The organism is Dactylosporangium sp. CA-233914, assembly GCF_050942935.1.
In the GTDB taxonomy this organism is placed as follows: domain Bacteria; phylum Actinomycetota; class Actinomycetes; order Mycobacteriales; family Micromonosporaceae; genus Dactylosporangium.
Genome location: NZ_CP192030.1, coordinates 5,072,952 through 5,091,678 on the forward strand (window position 1 = coordinate 5,072,952; position 18,727 = coordinate 5,091,678).

The 18,727-nt window shown below is 69.7% G+C and carries 12 protein-coding genes and 3 pseudogenes; 10 read left to right on the plus strand and 5 right to left on the minus strand.

The window, feature by feature from the left end; all coding sequences use genetic code 11:
- Positions 1-45: 45 nt before the first annotated feature.
- Positions 46-1,440 carry a sugar porter family MFS transporter gene (locus tag ACQPY0_RS22595; protein ID WP_432991964.1) on the minus strand — a complete coding sequence of 465 codons (1,395 nt, stop codon included), beginning with the start codon at positions 1,438-1,440 and terminating at the stop codon, positions 46-48.
- Between the two features lie 330 nt (positions 1,441-1,770).
- On the minus strand, positions 1,771-2,589 hold the full coding sequence (locus ACQPY0_RS22600; RefSeq protein WP_432991966.1) for a hypothetical protein: 819 nt from the start codon (positions 2,587-2,589) through the stop codon (positions 1,771-1,773).
- Between the two features lie 322 nt (positions 2,590-2,911).
- Here ACQPY0_RS22600 and ACQPY0_RS22605 point away from each other — a divergent pair, with 322 nt between their 5' ends.
- From ACQPY0_RS22605 to ACQPY0_RS22615, 3 genes are all read left to right on the plus strand, one after another.
- Positions 2,912-3,868 carry a hypothetical protein gene (locus ACQPY0_RS22605; RefSeq protein WP_432991968.1) on the plus strand — a complete coding sequence of 319 codons (957 nt, stop codon included), beginning with the start codon at positions 2,912-2,914 and terminating at the stop codon, positions 3,866-3,868.
- A 370-nt stretch (positions 3,869-4,238) separates the two neighbouring features.
- Entirely contained in the window at positions 4,239-9,554 is a 5,316-nt protein-coding gene (locus ACQPY0_RS22610) for an AAA family ATPase (protein ID WP_432991970.1), read from the plus strand.
- A gap of 229 nt (positions 9,555-9,783) precedes the next feature.
- Entirely contained in the window at positions 9,784-10,389 is a 606-nt protein-coding gene (locus tag ACQPY0_RS22615) for a lysostaphin resistance A-like protein (RefSeq protein WP_432991972.1), read from the plus strand.
- Between the two features lie 37 nt (positions 10,390-10,426).
- Here the strand turns inward: ACQPY0_RS22615 and ACQPY0_RS22620 are convergent.
- Both ACQPY0_RS22620 and ACQPY0_RS22625 read right to left on the minus strand, forming a co-directional pair.
- Positions 10,427-11,494 (minus strand): annotated as a pseudogene (locus ACQPY0_RS22620) (SDR family NAD(P)-dependent oxidoreductase).
- Complete coding sequence (locus ACQPY0_RS22625) at positions 11,463-11,669, minus strand: hypothetical protein (protein WP_432995964.1); 207 nt, start codon at positions 11,667-11,669, stop codon at positions 11,463-11,465. Before ACQPY0_RS22625 ends, ACQPY0_RS22620 begins: the two are co-directional and overlap by 32 nt.
- A gap of 54 nt (positions 11,670-11,723) precedes the next feature.
- On the opposite strand from ACQPY0_RS22625, the gene ACQPY0_RS22630 reads away from it, so the two are divergent.
- From ACQPY0_RS22630 to ACQPY0_RS22640, 3 genes and pseudogenes are all read left to right on the plus strand, one after another.
- Entirely contained in the window at positions 11,724-12,080 is a 357-nt protein-coding gene (locus ACQPY0_RS22630; protein ID WP_432991974.1) for an SDR family NAD(P)-dependent oxidoreductase, read from the plus strand.
- Complete coding sequence (locus ACQPY0_RS22635; protein WP_432991977.1) at positions 12,077-13,060, plus strand: NADPH:quinone oxidoreductase family protein; 984 nt, start codon at positions 12,077-12,079, stop codon at positions 13,058-13,060. Before ACQPY0_RS22630 ends, ACQPY0_RS22635 begins: the two co-directional genes overlap by 4 nt.
- Positions 13,061-13,259: 199 nt before the next feature.
- Positions 13,260-13,991: pseudogene (locus tag ACQPY0_RS22640) on the plus strand (phosphotransferase family protein); the annotation flags it as partial.
- Positions 13,992-14,270: 279 nt separating this feature from the next.
- On the opposite strand, the gene ACQPY0_RS22645 reads toward ACQPY0_RS22640, so the two are convergent.
- Positions 14,271-16,067: a gamma-glutamyltransferase family protein gene (locus tag ACQPY0_RS22645; RefSeq protein WP_432991980.1), complete on the minus strand. Its 1,797-nt coding sequence runs from the start codon at positions 16,065-16,067 to the stop codon at positions 14,271-14,273.
- A gap of 88 nt (positions 16,068-16,155) precedes the next feature.
- Between ACQPY0_RS22645 and ACQPY0_RS22650 the strand changes: the two genes are divergently transcribed.
- The 4 genes and pseudogenes from ACQPY0_RS22650 (at position 16,156) to ACQPY0_RS22665 (ending at position 18,706) form a co-directional block, all read left to right on the plus strand.
- Complete coding sequence (locus tag ACQPY0_RS22650; RefSeq protein WP_432991983.1) at positions 16,156-16,587, plus strand: hypothetical protein; 432 nt, start codon at positions 16,156-16,158, stop codon at positions 16,585-16,587.
- A gap of 139 nt (positions 16,588-16,726) precedes the next feature.
- A pseudogene (locus ACQPY0_RS22655) lies at positions 16,727-16,840 on the plus strand (alanine dehydrogenase); the annotation flags it as partial.
- 68 nt (positions 16,841-16,908) lie between these two features.
- Positions 16,909-17,547, plus strand: coding sequence for a YoaK family protein (locus ACQPY0_RS22660; RefSeq protein ID WP_432991986.1), 639 nt, complete (start codon positions 16,909-16,911; stop codon positions 17,545-17,547).
- A gap of 220 nt (positions 17,548-17,767) precedes the next feature.
- Positions 17,768-18,706: an alpha/beta fold hydrolase gene (locus ACQPY0_RS22665; protein WP_432991989.1), complete on the plus strand. Its 939-nt coding sequence runs from the start codon at positions 17,768-17,770 to the stop codon at positions 18,704-18,706.
- Positions 18,707-18,727 lie beyond the last annotated feature (21 nt).

Sequence of the window (18,727 nt, forward strand, 5' to 3'; positions counted from 1 at the left end):
GCCCTGTGCCGACTGCGGGGCGGCCGCCGCCAGCGCGTGCAAGCGTCAGCAGACCGCCCCGGTGCGGCGGCGCAGGGCCCGTTCGATGTCCTCCAGGCTGCGGCCCTTGGTCTCCGGCAGATTGCGGAACAGGTACACGAAGCCCAGGACACCGAAGAAGGCGTAGAGCCAGAACAGTCCGGTGGCGCTCAGCGCACCGATCGCCGTGAGCACGGTCAGCGAGATGAGGAAGTCGAGCGTCCAGTGGGTGACGGTGCCGGCGCCGGCCGCCTTCCCGCGCACCGCGGTCGGGAAGATCTCGCTGTTGATGAGCCAGATGCCGAGGCCGAGGCTCGCGGCGAACGCGGCGATGTACACGCACAACACGGCCACCAGGACGGCCCCGGCCATGCCGGTCTGGCTCGGAAGCAGGTAGAGGACGCCGAGCACGACGAGGCTGACCACGACGATCGCGGTACCGCCGAGCAGCAGCGGGCGCCGGCCGACCCGGTCGATGGCGAGCAGCGCCACGATCGTGACGAGCATGTTGACCAGCCCGATACCGACGGTGGACAGCAGCGCCGCGGCGTCACCGAACCCGGCCCGGGTGAGAAGGGTCGGCGTGTAGTAGATGACCGCGTTGACCCCGACGAGCTGGTTGGTCGCGGCGACGGCGACGCCGAGCAGCACGGCCGGGCGTAGCTGGCGGCTGAACACGTCGCGGATCGACATGCCGCGCTCCGCCGCGCTGATCTGCCGGATCTCGGTCAGTTCCTCGTCGGCCTCGCGCGGTCCGCGGGAGCGCAGCATGACGGCCCGTGCCTCGTCGTCGCGGCCCCGCGAGAGCAGCCAGCGCGGGCTCTCCGCCAGGCCGAGCAGGCCGAGCAACATCACCGCGGCCGGCACGACGGCAAGCCCCAGCATCCAGCGCCAGCCCTGGCCCACTCCGGAGAACGCGAAGCCGACGAGGTACGACACGAAGATGCCGACGGTGATCATCAGCTGTTGTAACGACACCAGGCGCCCGCGCACCTGCCGGGGCGCCATCTCGGCGATGTACGTGGGCACCACCAGCGACGACGTGCCGATCGCCAGGCCGAGCACGAACCGGGCGGCGATGAGCACCCCCGGGTTCGGGGTGAACGCCGACGCGAGCGCGCCGATGCAGAACACGGCGGCGGAGACGATGAGCAGTCGCCGCCGGCCGAAGCGGTCGACGAGTGGCCCGCCGCCGACCACGCCGCAGATCGCGCCGAGCAACAGCGCGGCGACGACCACCTCCTGCAGTGTGCTCGACAGGCCGAACACCGCCGTGAGGTAGAGCAGGGCGGCGGAGATGACGCCAGTGTCGTACCCGAACAGAAAGCCACCGAGCGCGGCGACGAGTGCCGGACCGAGGACCGACCAGCGGACGGCGATGGTGGCGCCACCGGGGCGCTCTGCTGCGGGGTAGCTGGCCATGTCGCGGCACACCTCCTGCGTCGTCCGGGAGGAAGGCCTACCCCGTTCCATCACACTCACTCCATGGTGATGCCGTCCGGTTGAGCGGCGGCCGGACACAGCAGGGTGAGGACGGTTCCGATCGGGCGCAACCGCACTGGTTGCGTCGGTAGTGTGAGTGCCACGCCTTCGCGGCGCCGGGGCGGGCAAACAGGCCGGCACCGTCCCCGGTGGCCGACCCGGTCCTGAACGGGTCGCCGGGGTGCGGATCCTGTGGATCCGCACCCCGCGACGCGAATGGAGATCAACTCGCGCCCTGAGCCCGAAATACCGGAGGGAGGCGGATAAGGGTTAGCTGGGTTCGGGGACGCGGAGCGTGATGCAGTGCTTGGGCGGATTGGGGCTTCGGCTGGTGATGGCCCAGGTGCAGCCCCGGCCCCACGCCGTACCGGTGACGTTCGTGACCGGCAGGGCGTCGATGAGGTCGTACTGGGAGCAGAAGGACAGGGTCGACGCCGGGGTGGCGTTGAGCAGGGTGCCCGATGCGCAGGCGGGCTCGAAGACTGTCAGCCAGGACCGGATCCAGCGCTGCCCATCGGGCATGTCGTCCCAGCCGAAGTAGTCGAAGTCGGCGTCTCCGATGGTGATCCAGGCGCCCCAGTCCTCGCCGCCGTCGTAGTGCTCGCTGGCGTCGTAGTACTTCCAGCGCGCACCGTTGCCCTCAGTGCGGATGAACTCGTCGGTGTAGGACGAGGGGACGTCGATGACGTTGCAGTTGGTCTTGTTGTTGTGGACGGTGGAGTCGCGGCACAGGACGGCGGTGATGGCGGTGGTCGAGGTCGGCAGGCCGGTGACCTGTACGGTGGTGCCGTTGCCGCAGGCCCAGTGCTCGGTGGTGGCGGCCGCGGTCCATTTGACGTAGGCGCATTTGCCGTCGGCCACGGTGTCGGTGATGCTCAGGACGAAGGCGCGCGTCCCGAGCGCGTCCCAGCCGTTCGCCACCAGCTTCGCCCCCGGCACGTCCAGCTTGACCTGGACGCTGGTGCCGCCGGTGTACTTCCAGGAGCCGGACCACCCAGTGCCGGGTGGAATGGCGAACGCGGCCTGCGGAGCGATCGCCACTGTCGCCGCAACGGTGGCCGCCACGACGAGGATTCGGGTCAATCTCATAGCCGGCGAGTCTGCTCAGCGCCGGGGCTGTATGCCCGTGACTGTCGTTGTTACGACGGTGGAGGCCGGCCCGGAGTCAGAGCGTGGACCGAACGAGTGAAGCCCGATGAATCTGGATGTTTTGTGCCGTCCTAAGTGGAGAGGCAGGGGTCGTCTCCGGGTGAGCCAGGAACTGTGCGGACGTGTGGCCGTGCTCGAGGCGGCCACCACGACTCCACGAAAGGACACCGTCCCCATGCCCGCTCGGTTTCCAATCCGCAATCGACGACCGGTATCCGCCGCGCTCATCGCCGTGCCGCTCGCACTCGGGATCGTATTCACGATGGCGGTCGCCAGATACCTCACGCAGACGACCTCGCACGTCCGGCCGCAGACCGGGGCAACCCCCACGGCGGCGCCGGAGCAGGCCAGGCCGACGTTCGATCCGAGCGTCGGCGCGCCGCTGCCGAAGAACCGGGTTGTGGCGTTCTACGCGGTGCCGGGCGCGGCGGCGACCGGGCCGGCCTACCAGCTCAGCCCGGCGATGCTCACCCGGCTCAAAGACCAGGCCGCGCAGTATCAAGCCCTCGACCCCCAGCACCCCGTCGTCGCCGGGATCGACCTGGTGGTCAGCGTGCCCGACGGATACCGCGGGCCGGCCGGCACCTACAGCCACCACGTCGACAACGCGACCATCGACAGCTACGTCGAGTTCTGCCGCACCAACGGGCTGGTGCTGTTTCTGGACCTCAACTTCGGCTGGACCGATCCGCTCACCGAGCTCAATGCCTTCCGTGAGTACCTCAAGCTGCCCTTCGTGCACGTCGCGGTCGACCCGGAGTGGATGTTCCCCCGGCACAACGGCGTTCCCGGCACGAACCTGGCGAATGTCCGCGCATCCGACCTGAACCCGCTCATTCAGGCGGTCGCCGCGATGCCGGAGGAGTACAAGGTGCCCCGCAAGATGTTCCTCATCCACCAGTACCGACCCGACGGCGACGGCCTCGCCGATCCGTACGATCCCAGCAACGCGCTGATCGCCGACAAGCGCAACCTCGTCAACGACGACCGGGTCGACGTCATCATCCACGTCGACTCCGTCGGCGGCTGGCCCGGCGACATCGAGCTCAAGGAACAGCAGTACTCCGCCTGGGTCGCCCAGAGCATGCAGCAGTACGGCAACTTCAAGTACGGCGGATTCAAGATCTTCTACCAGCTGGAGTCGAAGCACAGGCTGATGACCCCGCAGGAAGTGATGGCCCTGCAACCTCAGCCGATGGTCATCACGTACGGCAACTGACCCACGGGCCGTGCGGGTGAACGCCGCCATCTGCTATCCCGCAGCTCAGCACGTTTCTGTCCAGTGTCGTCGACAGCGTGACACGGCCCGCCCTGGCGCCGGGAAACGGCGGCGCGCCGCGTACGAGCACTGGCGCGCGGCGTCGTGAACTGTTGCCTTCGCCCGCAAATAAGTCTTGATACGGTATGAGATGAGATCCGACCGTCCGCGGAGGTGTCGGATGGGCGTTGGCGAGATGCCGCCCGGCCGAGTCGCACCCGCTCGGACCGAAATACTGCACGAGAGCGAACGCACGCGCGTTGCTCGGGTAGTCCTGGCTGGGCGCACCGTCATCCGCAAGGAACCGCTGGGACCGGATGCGCAGCGGCGCGTGCGGCACGAGCAGGCGATCCTGGGGCGGCTGCGCGGCGCCGCGGGGGTCGCGCAGCTGGTGGAGGCGCCGCGGTGGCCGCGGGCGGTCGTGGTGGAGGATGTCGGTGGCACCTGCCTGGCCGGGCTGGCCAAACCCCTGGCCGTCGACGACCTGATCGGGCTCGCGGTGGGGCTGGCCCGGGCGGTGGCTGAGATGCACCGGCGGGGTGTGCTGCACCGGGACATCACGCCGGCGAACGTCGTGATCTCCCGCGACGGTGCACCCTGCCTGGTGGATTTCGCGTTGGCGTCGTCGTTCGCCGAGATCCGCCCCGAGTTCACGCATCACACCGAGATCGTCGGCACGTTGGCGTACTTGGCGCCGGAGCAGACCGGGCGTACCGGCCGGTCGGTGGATCAGCGGGCCGACCTGTACGCGCTGGGTGCGCTGCTGTACGAGTTGGCGACGGGTGCGCCGCCGTTCGGTTCCGGGGACCCCTTGCGGCTCACGCATGACCATCTGGCTCGTGTGGCGGCGCCACCGGCCGAGCTGAATCCAGCCGTGCCCGGCCCGTTGTCCGGGATCATCATGCATCTGCTGGAGAAGGAGCCGGACAGCCGGTACCAGACGGCCGGCGGTGTGGTCTACGACCTGGAGCGGTTGCGCGACTCGGATCCGCGTGCGGCGGCTGCGCTGCGGATCGGCGAGCATGATGTCCCGCTGCGGTTGTTGCCGCCGTCGCGGCTGGTGGGCCGCGATGACGAGGTGGCGGCGCTGCGTGTGGCGTTCGCGGACGCACTGGCGGGCCGGTGCCGCGGGGTGCTGGTCAGCGGGGCGCCGGGGGTGGGCAAGACGGCGCTGGTCGACCAGCTGCGGCCGGTGGTGACGGGCGGCGACGGCTGGTTCGTGGCAGGCAAGTTCGACCAGTACCGGCGGGATCTGGAGTTCGACGGGGTCTACCAGGCGTTTCGCGCGCTGGGCCGGCTGCTGCTGGCCGAGCCGGAGGGCGACCTTGACAAGGTTCGCGAACGGATCCTGGAGGTGCTCGGCGCGAACGCGGGTCATGTGAGTGCGGTGCTGCCGGAGTTCGCGGCGCTGCTGGCGGTGCCGCCCGAAGAGGGGGATCCGCTGACCGCACAGGTTCGGGCACAGCGAACGGCTGCCGACGTGCTGCACGCGGTTGTCTCGCGGGAACGACCGGTGGTGATGTTCGTCGATGACCTGCAGTGGGCTGGGCGCACGCCGCTGGGCTTCGTCGACCTCGTGCTCGGTGAGGAGCAGATCGACGGCCTGTTGCTGGTTGGTGCGTACCGCGAGGACGACGTGGACGCGGCGCAGTCGCTGGCGGGGCCGCTGTCCCGGTGGCGTCAACAGCCCGGCGTTCGGCATGTGCGGCTGGTCAACCTGCCGGTATCAGGCTCTGTGACCATGGTTGCCGAGATGCTCCGCGTGGGCCGAGCCGCTGCGGAGGGCTTGGTCGACGTGATCAACCCGCACACGTCCGGCAACCCGTACGAGATCGTGGAGTTGCTCAACGCGCTGCGACACGACGGCGTGCTGGCCGCCACGGCCGCCGGGTGGCGATGGGAAGCGGCGGCCGTGTGCGCTCACCTGGGCCGGTCCGAGGTTGGCGGGCCGGTGGCGGCGCGGATTGATGCCATACCGCCGATGTCCCGGCAGCTGCTGGAGGCGATGGCGTGTCTTGGCGGGCGGGTCGAGCTGGGCGTGCTGCAGACCGCCACCGCCGAGCCGGCGGACCTGGTGGAGCAGCGGCTGGCGCCCGCCCTCGACGACGGGGTGCTCGTGGTGGAGCCGGGGGCGCGTCAGGCGGTGCGGTTTCACCACGACCGGATCCGCGAGGCGACCCTGCGCGGGCTCGGCCCGCAGCGGCTGCGGACCCTGCGGCTGGCGATGGCGCGGCGGCTGGCGGCCGCGCCGGAGTTGTTCGCGGTCGCGGCGGAGCAGTACCTGCCGGTGGTCGACGCGGTCGACGACCCCGCGGAGCGGCAGGTGGTGGTGGGGCTGCTCCGGCGCGCCGCCGACCAGGCGCGGCTGACCGGGAACTACGCACTGGTGAACGCACTGCTGAGCGCCGCGCTACGGCTGATCGACCCGGATGAGCCGACCGTGCTCGTCGAGGTCCACATCGGCCGCCACTCCGCGCTGTACAGCATGGGCCGCCTGGACGAGGCGGACGAGGAGTACCGCACGATCGAGGGGCTGTGCACCACCGCCTTGGACCGTGCGGATGCCACGGCGGTGCAGACGCGCAGCCTCACCCACCGAAACCGCTTCGCGGAGGCGATCGAGCTCAGTCTGAAGTCGCTGCGCGAGCTGGGCTTCGCCGTGCCGCCCGCGGACCGGCTCCCGATGGAGCTCGACCGCCGGTTCGACGCCATGTACCGGTGGCTGGACCAGACCGACGAGGCCGACGAACTGACCCGGCCGGAAGTCACCGACCCGACGCTGCTCGCCGCGAGCCGCCTGATCCACGCGATCCTGCCGTCGGCCTACATCGCCGCCGATCACACCACGGCCAGCTGGCTGAGCCTGGAAGCGTTGCGGATCTGGATCGAGCACGGCCCCGCCCCGATCCTGCTCGGCGCGGTGAACCAGATCAGCTTCGCCGCGACGACGGTACGCGGCGACTACGCCGCCGCGTACCGGACGCTGCGGCGCTTCCTGGCGCTGGGCGAGGCCCGCGGCTACGAGCCCACCACTTCGCACACGCGCTTCCTGTTCGCGCTGCTGAACTTCTGGTTCGAACCGGTCGAAAGCAGTGTCCAACAGGCTCAGCGGGCCCGCGAAGGGTTGATCGCCGGCGGCGACCTGGCCAACGCCGGATACACCTACTACACGACCGCGACGGGCCTGCTGGAATGCACACCGTCGCTGGACGACTTCGTCACCCAACTGGGGGCCGGCCTGGCCTTCGTGCACCGCACCGGCAGCGAGCAGACCGTCCAGTGGCTCGAAGCGTACCGGTGGCTGGTCGGAGTGCTGCGCGGCGAGAACTCCGCCGCGGCTGGTGAGGCAGCCCCCTTCGACCGGTACGCCGACAACCCGCAGGCGCTGCTCCAGGTGCAGATCACCAGCGCGATCGCCGCCGCCATCCTCGATGATCTGGCCGGCCTGGCGCGGCACAGCGCGGCGACGATGCTGCTACCGGCCATTGACCAGGGGTTCTACGCGACCGCCCTGGCACGCGTGCTGCGCGGGCTGGCCCTCGCCGGTCAGGCCCGTGCCGGCCACGGCGGCGAGCGCGATGCTCTGCTGTCCGAGCTGGACGAGCTGACGCAGTGGCTGGCTGCCCGCGCCGCGGACGCACCGGAGAACTTTCAGCACCTCGTGCGGCTGCTCGAAGCGGAGCGGGCCTGGGCGGTCGGCGACTTCCGCGCCGCGGCGCTCGGCTTCGACGCCGCGCGGCGCGAGGCCGCCCAGCGGCAGCGTCCATGGCATCAGGCCCTGATCACCGAACGCGCGGCCCGCTTCTGCCTCGCCCACGGCCTCGAGCAGGCAGGCTACGACCTGCTTGCCGAGGCCCGCCAGGAGTACCTCGAATGGGGCGCGACCGCGAAGGTCGACCAACTCGACTGGGCCTACCCCATCCTGCGAACACACGCCGACCAGAGCCGCGATCGTTCCCGTCGTCGCTCCACTGTGACGACCGGAACGATCGACCTGCTCGGCATCCTGTCCGCGTCGCAGGCGCTGAGCTCGGAGACCAGCGTCGAAGGGCTCCATTCGCGGGTCGCCCATGTGCTCAGCGCGATGGCCGGCGCCACCGACGTACACCTGCTGCTGTGGAGCGACGACCGGCAGGCCTGGCTGCTGCCCGCGCCCGGCGGCGAGGGCGGCGTCATCCCGGTCAGTCCGGGCCTCGAAACCGGCCACGAACGCGCAGTCCCGATGTCCGTGCTGCGCTACGCCCGGCGGATGCGTGCGCCGCTCGTCGTGTGCGACGCTACCCGCGACGAGCGCTTCGCCCGCGACCCGTACTTCACCGACGTCACCCGTTGCTCGCTGCTGGCCGTGCCCATCCTCAGCCGTGGCACGCTGCAGGCGGTGCTGCTGCTCGAGAACCGCCTCATCCGTGGCGCTTTCACCACCGAACGGCTCGACGGCGTCAAGCTCATCGCCGGCCAGCTCGCCGTCTCCCTCGACAACGCCCACCTCTACGCCGGGTTCCGTCAGATCGCCGATGAGCAGACGGCCCTGCGGCGAGTGGCGACACTCGTCGCCCGCGGGGTCAGGCCCGACCTCGTCTTCGCCGCGGTCGCCGATGAGGTCGGCGCGCTCTTCGGCGCCGACAGCACAGCGATCGTACGGTTCGAGCCGGACGGGGACACGACCGTGATGGGACGCCACGGCCTCGACCGCTGCCAGCCGGGCTCGCGCGGCAGGCCCGACCCCGATTCGGCCATGGGGTTGGTCCAGGCCACCGGCCGTGCGGCCCGCCGCGACGCTGACCACCTGGCAGACGACCTGACATCGGCGGGCCCGCCGGAGGACATCACCGCCGGGCTCCGCTCGGCAGTCGCCAGCCCGATCGTGGTCGAGGGCCGGGTCTGGGGCGCCATGCGCGTCGGGTCGCGGCGTGAACGGCTGCCCCAGGACACCGGGCAACGGCTGGCTGACTTCACCGAGCTCATCGCCACCGCCATCGCCAACACCGAAAGCCGGGCGGAGCTCACCGCCTCGCGCACGCGGATCGTCACCACCGCCGACCAGACCCGCCGGCGTATCGAGCGGGACCTGCACGACGGCGCCCAGCAGCGGCTGGTCGCGCTGGTGCTGCAGCTGCGCGCGGCGCAGGAGGCCATGCCGCCCGCGCTCGACACGCTCGGCGCACAGCTCGACGGAGCCGTCGCCGGGGCGACCGGCGCGCTGGACGAGCTGCGCGAGATCGCGCGTGGCATCCACCCGGCCATCCTGACCGAGGGCGGCCTCGGCGCCGCGCTGCGCGTGCTCGCCCGCCGCTCACCGATCCCGGTCGAGCTCGACATACGCGCCGAGGGGCGGCTGCCCGAGCACATCGAGGTCAGCGCGTACTACGTTGTCGCCGAGGCGCTGACCAACACGGCCAAACACGCGCGCGCCTCGGCCGTCACGGTCACCGTCGAGGCCGACACCGCCGACGCCGTCCTGCGCGTCGCGGTCCGCGACGACGGCATCGGCGGCGCCGACTTCACCGGCGGCACCGGCCTGGTCGGGCTCAAGGACCGCGTCGAGACACTCGGCGGCCGAATCGCTCTGCACAGCCCTCGCGGGGCGGGCACCAGCCTGCGCGTGGAACTTCCCATCACCGCTGCGAGCGGCGGCACCTCCCGATAGCCCGATGCCCAGGACTCCGGATCGGCTTCGCCCCGCGTGGCGCCGGCGGGCCGAGCCGCTTGACCGTGCCCCAGGGGCAGGGTTTGCACTAGATCTTATGAGTGGAAACCCGAACCGCGCAGCCGGAACCTACCCACTGAGCGGTCCAGGTGGCCCGGACCCGCAGACGACGGCCACGCCTGTCCGGCCCGGTTGGCTCGAGGTCGGGGTCGCTCTCATCGCGGCGATCGTGCTGTACAGCGGCGGCATCGTTCTGCTCGTGGCATTCCCGGCGAGCACGCCAGCGCTCGAGGGCATCGCACAACTCGCGTTCTCCGGGCTGGCGCCGCTCAGCGTGTTCGCCGTCGTGGTCCTGGTACGCATCCGCGGCCTCGGAGCGTTCGGCATACGCCGCGTCGACGCGAAGTGGCTGCTCGTCGCGGTCGGCTTCGCTGCCGCCTGCTTGGCGGTGATCCTGACCTTCGACAAGATCGTCGCGTCGCTCTATCCGAACGTCGACGACGCGCAGGGCGATCTGCGCGCGGCGTCCGAAGCCGGCCTCGCCACCCTGCTCGGCACGATCGCCCTGGGCGGACTGCTGACGCCGTTGGGTGAGGAGGTGCTGTTCCGTGGCGTGTTCGCCCGCTTCCTCCAGCGCTGGGGCACCTGGGTCACCGTGCTCGTGAGTGCGTTCATCTTCGCTCTCTGGCACGGCATCAACCTCGTGTTTCCGTCCGCCTTCCTCGTCGGTCTCTGCTGCGGCTGGCTTCTCTGCCGCACCGGGTCGATCTGGCCCGGCGTCGTCCTCCACGCCGTCTACAACACGTCCTTCCTCATCATCTATTCGACAGAATGACGACAACCAAGTGCTCGGTTGTGTGGGGAAGCTCGGATCAGGTGATGGTCATGCCGCCGTCGACCGCCAGGGTCTGGCCGGTGATGTAGCCGGCCGCGGGCGAGGCGAGAAAGACGGCTGTTGCGGCAACTTCATGCGGGTAGCCCTTGCGGCCCGCGGGCACGCGGTTGAGTTGCGTCTCGATGTATCCAGCCGGGTACTGGCCGGTCATCCCAGAGGTGAAGAAACCTGGCGCGAGCGCGTTCACCCGGATGCCCTTGCGGCCCGTCCACTGCTGCGCGAGGTCCCGGGTGAGGCCGATCAGGCCGGCCTTCGACGCGGCGTACGCGGCCTGGGGCAGGCCCGCGGTGGTGATGCCGAGGATCGAGGAGATGTTGATGATGCTTGAGCCGCGTTACATGACTCGCCCGCATGCCTGTGCCATCCAGTAGCAGCCGTTGAGGTTGATCTCGACCACGTGGCGGAACTCGTCGGGTGTCTCGCGCGTCGCGGGCACCGCCGTGGCGACGCCTGCGTTGTTGACGAGAATGTCGACGCGGCCGAAGCGCGTCATCGCGGCGGAGACGAGGGCTGAGCACGACTCCGGGTCGCTGACGTCGGTTGCGACGGCGAGCGCCTGCCGTCCGGTCCGCTCAACCAGCTGCCGAGTATCCTCCAGCCGGTCGCTCCGGCGTGCGCCGAGGTCGACGTCGGCGCCCGCTTCGGCCATGGCCTGTGCGAAGGCGACGCCCAGGCCGCTGGATGCGCCGGTCACGACCGCCACCTTCCCGTCGAGCCGGAACAGCTCACTGATTTCCATGTTCGCTCCCCAGATTCGCTCGGTATCAGTGCCATGCCCCGGCCGCCGCCGACGCACATCCTGATCAGTCCGATGGATTTGTCCGTTGATGCTGAGCCGTTCGATGTCGATCCCGGACCGGGGCGGGTCTGAAGTCCTCGAGCGCACCCTCGTGGCAAGTCCGATCGGTGTGCGGGCGGCAACGATGACTGCCTTCGGCATGGTGGCTCCCTGGGTTGACTTTGCGCGAGGTAAGCGATTGCATAGGTAAGCGACTGCATAGGTATGCGTCTGCTTACCTTGGCACTGAGGAGACGACTTGTCCATGGGCGTGCGCGAACCCCCGTCCACTGCGCAGCGAGTTCCACGCCATGACGCCGGAGCGCCAGGCGGAGATCGCGTCGCTTCGTCGGGAGGCGCGGCGGCAGGTGGTCAGCGCGTGGCGGAACGACCGCGTCACGTGCATCTGAGCCGGGTAGAACGAGATCGTGAAGGAGCTCATCGGCCGGGACCTGGGGCTGCGTTGAGCACCCGGAGCCGCGAGACCCGGCGACTGGTGGTCACCCCCGCCTACTCTGTGACCAAGCATGGTGCGGTCGCGTTCGCGGAATGGTTGTCAGCCACCTACCGGCACCGGGGCATCGTCGTGCAGGCGGTCTGCCCGCAGGGGGTGTGGACCCACATGCTGGATGCGGCCGACACCCGGCGGGACCTGCTCGACCACGACGGTGTGCTGAGCCCCGACCAGGTGGCCGACGCCGTCTGGCACGCCCTGGGACACGATCGCTTTCTCGTCCTGCCGCACCCGCAGGTCGCCGACTATGCGAAAGCCAAGGTGGCGGACGGGGACGCGTGGCTGGCGGCGATGAACCGCGTCCAGCAGCGCGTGGACCAGGCAGCGGGGCAATCGTGATCGCCTACCAGGTCAGCCGGGCCGGCGAGCCGGCGGCGGTGCTTGAGCCCGTTGAGCGCGGGGTCCCCGAGGCAGCGGCGGGGCAGATCGTGGTCCGGGTGCTCGCCAGTGCTGTCAACTTCCCGGACGTCCTGCTCTGCCGGGGCACGTACCAGGTGCGGCCTGAGCTGCCGTTCACTCCTGGACTGGAGGTGTGCGGCACCGTCGTAGGGTGCGGCCCCGGCACCTTGGGCCCGGCTGTGGGCGATCGGGTCGTTGGAACCACGCTGCTGCCCGATGGAGGGTTCGGTGAGTTCGCGGTCATGAGAGCCGACGCGACGTTCCCGGCACCGCCCCAGCTGGATGATGCCCAGGCCGCGGCGCTGTTCATCGGATACCAGACCGGCTGGTTCGGGCTGCACCGTCGGGCTCGCCTGCAGGCGGGCGAGACCCTGCTGGTCCACGCGGCGGCCGGCGGTGTCGGCAGTGCGGCGGTGCAACTGGGCAAGGCGGCCGGCGCCCGTGTCATCGCGGTAGTCGGGGGAGGGGCCAAGGCCGAGGTGGCCACAGCGATGGGGGCCGACGTGGTGATCGATCGGCGCCAGGACGACTTCGTACAGGCCGTGAAGGACGAGACGGCCGGTCATGGAGCCGACGTCGTCTATGACCCGGTCGGAGGCGAGACCTACACACGCTCCACCAGGTGCATCGCCTTCGAAGGCCGGATCCTCGTCGTCGGCTTCGCCAGTGGCCAAATCCAGTCCGCCGCCCTGAACCACGCGCTGGTCAAGAACTACTCCATCCTCGGCCTGCATTGGGGCCTGTATGCCGACAGGCAGCCAGCCGCACTGGGCGAATGCCACATCCAGCTCAGCGCCCTCGTCGAACGTGGGCTCATCCGGCCGCTGGTGAGCGAGCGGCTCTCCCACGAGCAACTGCCGCACGCTGTGCAGCGACTCGCGGACGGACACACCGTCGGACGACTGGTCTACCAGCCATGAGTCGCGACCGAGCCGTCACCGCGGCGCGGCAACGACGAGCACGCCGATGGGCGCCAGATCCGTCGAGGAGGTGCCGCCGCCGGCACACACCTTGACCCACCTCGTGTCCTGAGCCCGGCGCCCCGCCGGTTAGAGGTACACAAGCGCACGATCGCCCGGTCCGAACTGACCCGCGTCAATCCTGATCGGAACCGCCGCGGTGTCACGCCGGGCTGACCTCGGCATCGACCCGGCGGCAGTCACCCGGTGGATCGGCAGTCTGGGGATCGGCGCGGGGACGGAGCTGACGTACAAACGCATCGGTGTCGGCCAGTCGAACATCACCGTCGATGTACGCGACAGCTCGGGCGGGCGATGGATACTGCGCCGCCCCCCACTCGGCGCCTTGCTGGCGTCGGCGCACGACGTGGCTCGCGAAGCCAGGATCATGCAGAGTCTGGTCGACACCGCAGTGCCGGTCCCGACCGTCTACGGGCTCTGTCAGGACCCGCGGATCACCGACGTGCCGCTGGTGCTGATGGAACACGTTGAGGGAGTCGTGGTCGACCGCCTGGACGTCGCGCAGCGATTGGAGCGGGAACGGCGCCGCCGTCTCTCGGACAGCATGATCGCGGCGCTGGCGGCAATCCACGCGGCCGACCTCCGCACGGCCGGGCTCGCCAGTCACCGACCGTACGCGCCCAGACAACTCAGGCGCTGGACTGCCCAGTGGGGCCAGTCGAAGACGCGCGACCTGCCGGCTCTGCAGCGATTGACCGACACGCTGGCCGGCGCCGTTCCCGAACAACAGGAGACGGTGCTCGTGCACGGGGACTTCCATCTCCGCAACGTCATTTCGTCGTCGCAGGACGGGCACGTCCGGGCGGTGCTCGACTGGGAACTGGCGACCCTCGGCGATCCGCTCGCCGACCTTGGCAGCATGCTCGCCTACTGGCCCCAGGCCGACGACAGCTCCACCGGACTGTTCGCCGCGTCTGTACTACCCGGCTTCGCCACCCGCGCCGAACTCGTCCAGGCCTACCTGTCGACCACTGGCCGGGACGAAGACGCCGTCCGTTACTGGCACGCGCTCGGGCTGTGGAAGATCGCCATCATCTGCGAAGGGATCCTGCGCCGCGTCGAGCCCTCGTCGACGCGTGCGTCCCAGCCGACGAACGGCGTCCCAGCATCGCCCGCAGCGGCACCCCCGGGCGGTCGTGGCCGGTCGCGCTCACCGGCCGACCGCGTATCCCTGGGCACCGCGCGGATTGGCTGCCGCGGTAATGAGCCCGGTCGACCTGTCCAGCCGTACGGACGACAGCCGGCCCAGCGACCAGGCTCCCGATCGGGTGATGCGATGGCCGCGACCGTCCAGGTCGGCCAGCAGTTCCGGCATGACGCGGTTCTCGATCACGAGTCCGCCGGGCTCCCAGGTCCGCGGCCAGAAACTGCCCGGGAAGCTCGTGGTGTGGAATGCGGGTGCCTCGATCGCCTGCTGCGCCCCGAAGCCGGCGGTGAGCGTACGCAGCAGGTAGAGCAGCTGCCACTGGTCCTGCTGGTCCCCGCCGGGCGTCCCGAGCGCGGTGATCGTGTCGGCGGTCGTGACAATGGTCGGGGACAGTGTCGTACGCGGCCGCATGCCCGGCCTGAGCGCGGACGGACTCGCCGCATCGAGATGGGTCATCTGCAGCCGGGTGCCGAGGCAGAAACCCAGCTCCGGGATGGTGGGGGAGGACTGCAGCCATCCGCCCGACGGCGTGGCCGAGATGGCGTTGCCCCAGCGATCGATGACGTCCACGTGGCAGGTGTCCCCGCGAACCTCTCCGGTGGGCCGCACGGTCGGCTCGCCGGCGGCCTCGGACGTCGGTCCGTCCGCCCGTTCGAGGACCGCGGTGAACGGTGCGCGCAGTCCGGGGACGTGACCTGGACGCACCGCGACGGATGCGTGCTCGCCGATCAGCTGTCGGCGGGTCGCCGAGTACGCGGGCGAGAGCAGGGTGTCCAGAACATCCGGCTTGAGCCCGTCGCCGTAGTAGGCGTCGCGGTCGGCGAACGCGAGTTTCAGCGCTTCGACTGCGAGGTGTACCCCGTTGGCCGTGTCGACGTCCAGTTCCGCGTCGCTGTACGCATCCAGGATCGCCAGCGTTTGCAACAGCACGGGACCTTGACTCCAGGCACCGGCCTTCATGATCCGATGACCTCGGAATTCGGCGCTGACTGCAGCCTCGAAGTGCGCCTGGTAGCGGGCCAGGTCCGCCGAATCGAGGACACCCCGATGCACTCCGCCGGTCGAGTGCAGATGCGGGGTGTCGGCCACGAAACGATGGATGGACTGCGCAACGAATCCCGTCGCCCAGGTCCGGCGCGCCGCGTCGATGACCGCGCGCCGGTCGGCACGACGGCCTGCGGCAAGGATTGCCTCGTCGCGTAGGCGGCGCAGTGTGCGGGCGTAGGCGAGATTGGTGAACAACTCCCCGGTGCGGGGCGGCGCGCTGTGCTGCAGCCATAGGTCAGCCGACGTGCGCCAGTGGTCGACGAAGAGCTCCCGGACAGCAGCGATGACGTCCACGACTCGGCCGAGTACGGGATGTCCGCTCTCGGCGTAGTGAATCGCGTACTCGAGGATGTCGCCGAGCTCCCAGGTGCCGTAGTCGCGCAGGAGCAGCAGCCAACCGTCCACGGCACCAGGCACCGCTGCGGCCAGCGCCCCGGAGCCGGGCACAGCCGCGAGGCCTTCCCGTGCGTAGTGGCTGATCGTGGCGCCGGCCGGCGCGGGACCCTGTCCGCACAGCACGATCGGCTCACCCCCGGCCGGGGCCACGATCGCGACGAGGTCACCGCCGGGCCCGTTCAGGTGCGGCTCGACGACATGGAGAACGAACGCCGCTGCCGTCGCGGCATCGAAGGCGTTTCCGCCACGTTCCAGCACCCCCAGACCGACGGCCGAGGCGATCCAGTGTGTTGAGGCACACGCTCCGAACGTCCCGTGGATGTTCGGTCGGGCGAGGGGGAGGGGTTCAGTGGTCATGCGGCTAAGTATTGCATCGGATAGTGCGAAAGTTGGATGCAATCGGTTACAGTGTGGCGGCGAAGGATCGACGAGGAGGATGACGGGCATGACCCACGACCACGGCGAACAGACGTTCCCGACCGCCCCCGGAGACACACTGATCTTCGAAAACGAGCGGGTGCGCGTCTGGACGATGACCCTGGCCGCGAACGGCGGAATCTACGACTTTCACCAGCACGAGCACGACCACGTCATCATCTGGCCCGACGCCGGCCGGGCCCGGGCCATGCAGTACGGCGACGCGGACTGGACCGTCTCGCAGGTGGCCGAGCCGGGCTTCGTGATGTTCAAGACGGTCGGCAGCGGTGGCCCGATGGTCCCGCACCGCATCCAGAATCTCGAGGACCGCCCCGTCACGCACTACATCATCGAACTGATCAGCGAGCCGTCGCCCAGCCCGTCCACACTCCCGACGGAGTCGAACGACCGGGGTTACACGACCAATCCGTTGCTGTCGGTGACGACCGAGCAGGACTGAACGCTTCAGCGAGTCGAATTCTCAGCCGCGGCGCACAGTTGCGTCGCGGCTTCGCCGTGATGCCACCGGACAGACAGAAGGTGAGTTGTAGCCAGCCATGACCATCGCCATCGCCATCGCCGCAAGTGAATATGTCGTCGAGCGGGAGTGTCTCGACGCGGATCCCGTCATTGGTGCGGTCCTGGTTCCCGGCGCTGCCGCCCCGAAACTGGTGTCCAACGCGCTCGTAGCCCGGATGAAGCCGGGCGCCCTCTCCTCGGTGGTCGCGTGACGGGCAGTGCGGGCGTGGCAGTGACATCAGGCCGCGTCCACCTGGCCCTGATGCTCGCCCTGACGTTCTCCACCGGTGTGGTTGACGCGGTGGGCTACCTCGGACTGGACCGGGTCTTCACCGGGAACATGACCGGGAACGTCGTCATCCTCGGGATGGCGCTTGCCGGTGCGGAGGAACTCTCGGTACTCGGCCCGCTGCTGGCACTGGGCGGCTTCATCATCGGAGCAGCGCTGGCCGGCTGGACCCTGCGCGGGCGCAGCCCCGGCTGGTCGTGGCGAACCACCGGGTTATTGACGCTGACGGCCGGCCTCCTGCTGGCATGTGGTGCCGCACTGCTTGGCGCAACGGATCCGGCCAAGAGTATTCAGGTCACGATCTCCACGGTGCTCGGCGCGGCGATGGGTGTCCAGGCGGCCACGGCGCGGCATATCGCCGTCAAAGAGGTCACCACCGTCGTTGTCACCTCCACGATCACTGCCTGGGCGGCTGGACTGGCGCTGCCACCCGCCGCGCACGCGGACCAGGGCCTGGGTATCCGGCGAGTGACAGCGGTCGTGCTGATCCTGGGCGGGGCGGCGGTCGGAGCGGCGTTGCTGCGCTGGAACGCGAGTGCGGGCCTGCTCGTCGCCGGCCTGATCGTGGCGGCGGTGGCCGCGCTCGGTGGCCGGAGACCCCGCGTGCGATAGGGCATCCCCGTGCCGTCGGGTCGCGCCGCAGTGATTCCCAGCCCGCGGCCCGATCCACGGCGACGCGCTCCGCCCCCTGCCGGCTGCTGCGCCAGGCCAGATTCCGGCACAATATTGCATCCGATTATAGACAAGCTGCATCTCAAGTTACTAAGGTCTGCGTAGGCTTGAACCCAAGCGTCGAAGGGCGAAGAGACAGATGTCGGAGGTGCCGACAACCATGAACGACACCGTGGATGCCGTCACGGCATGGGCCGGGCTGGGTGCACGCCAGATTTCCACCAACGGGATCGAGCTGCGCGTGGTCGAGCACGGCACCGGCCAACTGGTCGTGCTCTGCCACGGCTTTCCCGAACTCGGATTCTCCTGGCGCCACCAGGTTTTCGCGTTGGCTGCCGCCGGGTACCGCACCCTCACGCCGGACCTGCGCGGCTACGGCGGCAGCTCCCGGCCCGACGCGCCGACTGCGTACGACCTGCGAACGATCGGCGCCGACCTGGTCGGGCTGCTCGACGCGGCGGGCGTGGACGATGCCGTCTTCGTCGGCCACGACTGGGGCGCCAACGTCGTCTGGCATCTCGCGCTGCAGCATCCCGAACGCGTTCGCGCCGTCGCCGGTCTGAGCGTGCCTCCGGCGCCTCGGCCGCCCCACCCGCCCATGCAGGTGCTGCGGTCACGCTTCGGCGAGGACTTCTACATGTGCTGGTTCCAAGACCCGGCAGTGGCCGAGCCGGTGTTCGAGCGGTCGGTCCGGGCGTCGCTCAGCCTCGACGGCTGGCCGGTCACCGGCGGGCCACAGGCCTGGCTGAGCATGGCTTCCAGGCGTCCGCCCTGGCTCACGGACCGCGAACTCGACGTCTTCGTGAAGACCTTCGAGACCACGGGATTCACCGGCGGTCTGAACTACTACCGCAATATCGACCGCAACTGGGCGCAGAGCGGCGAGCTCGCCGGGCTCACCATTGACCAGCCGTCGCTGTTTCTGACCGGCTCGCAGGACCCGGTGCGGTCGTTCATGCCGGCCACGCGGATCAGCGACATGCTCACCGACCTGCGGGCCAACATCGTGGTGGATGGAGCCGGGCATTGGATCCAGCAGGAACGACCGTCGGAGGTCAACCACGCGCTGACCGGGTTCCTCGGGTCCCTGCCCGCCTGAAGGCCGGCTGGTACCGGACCG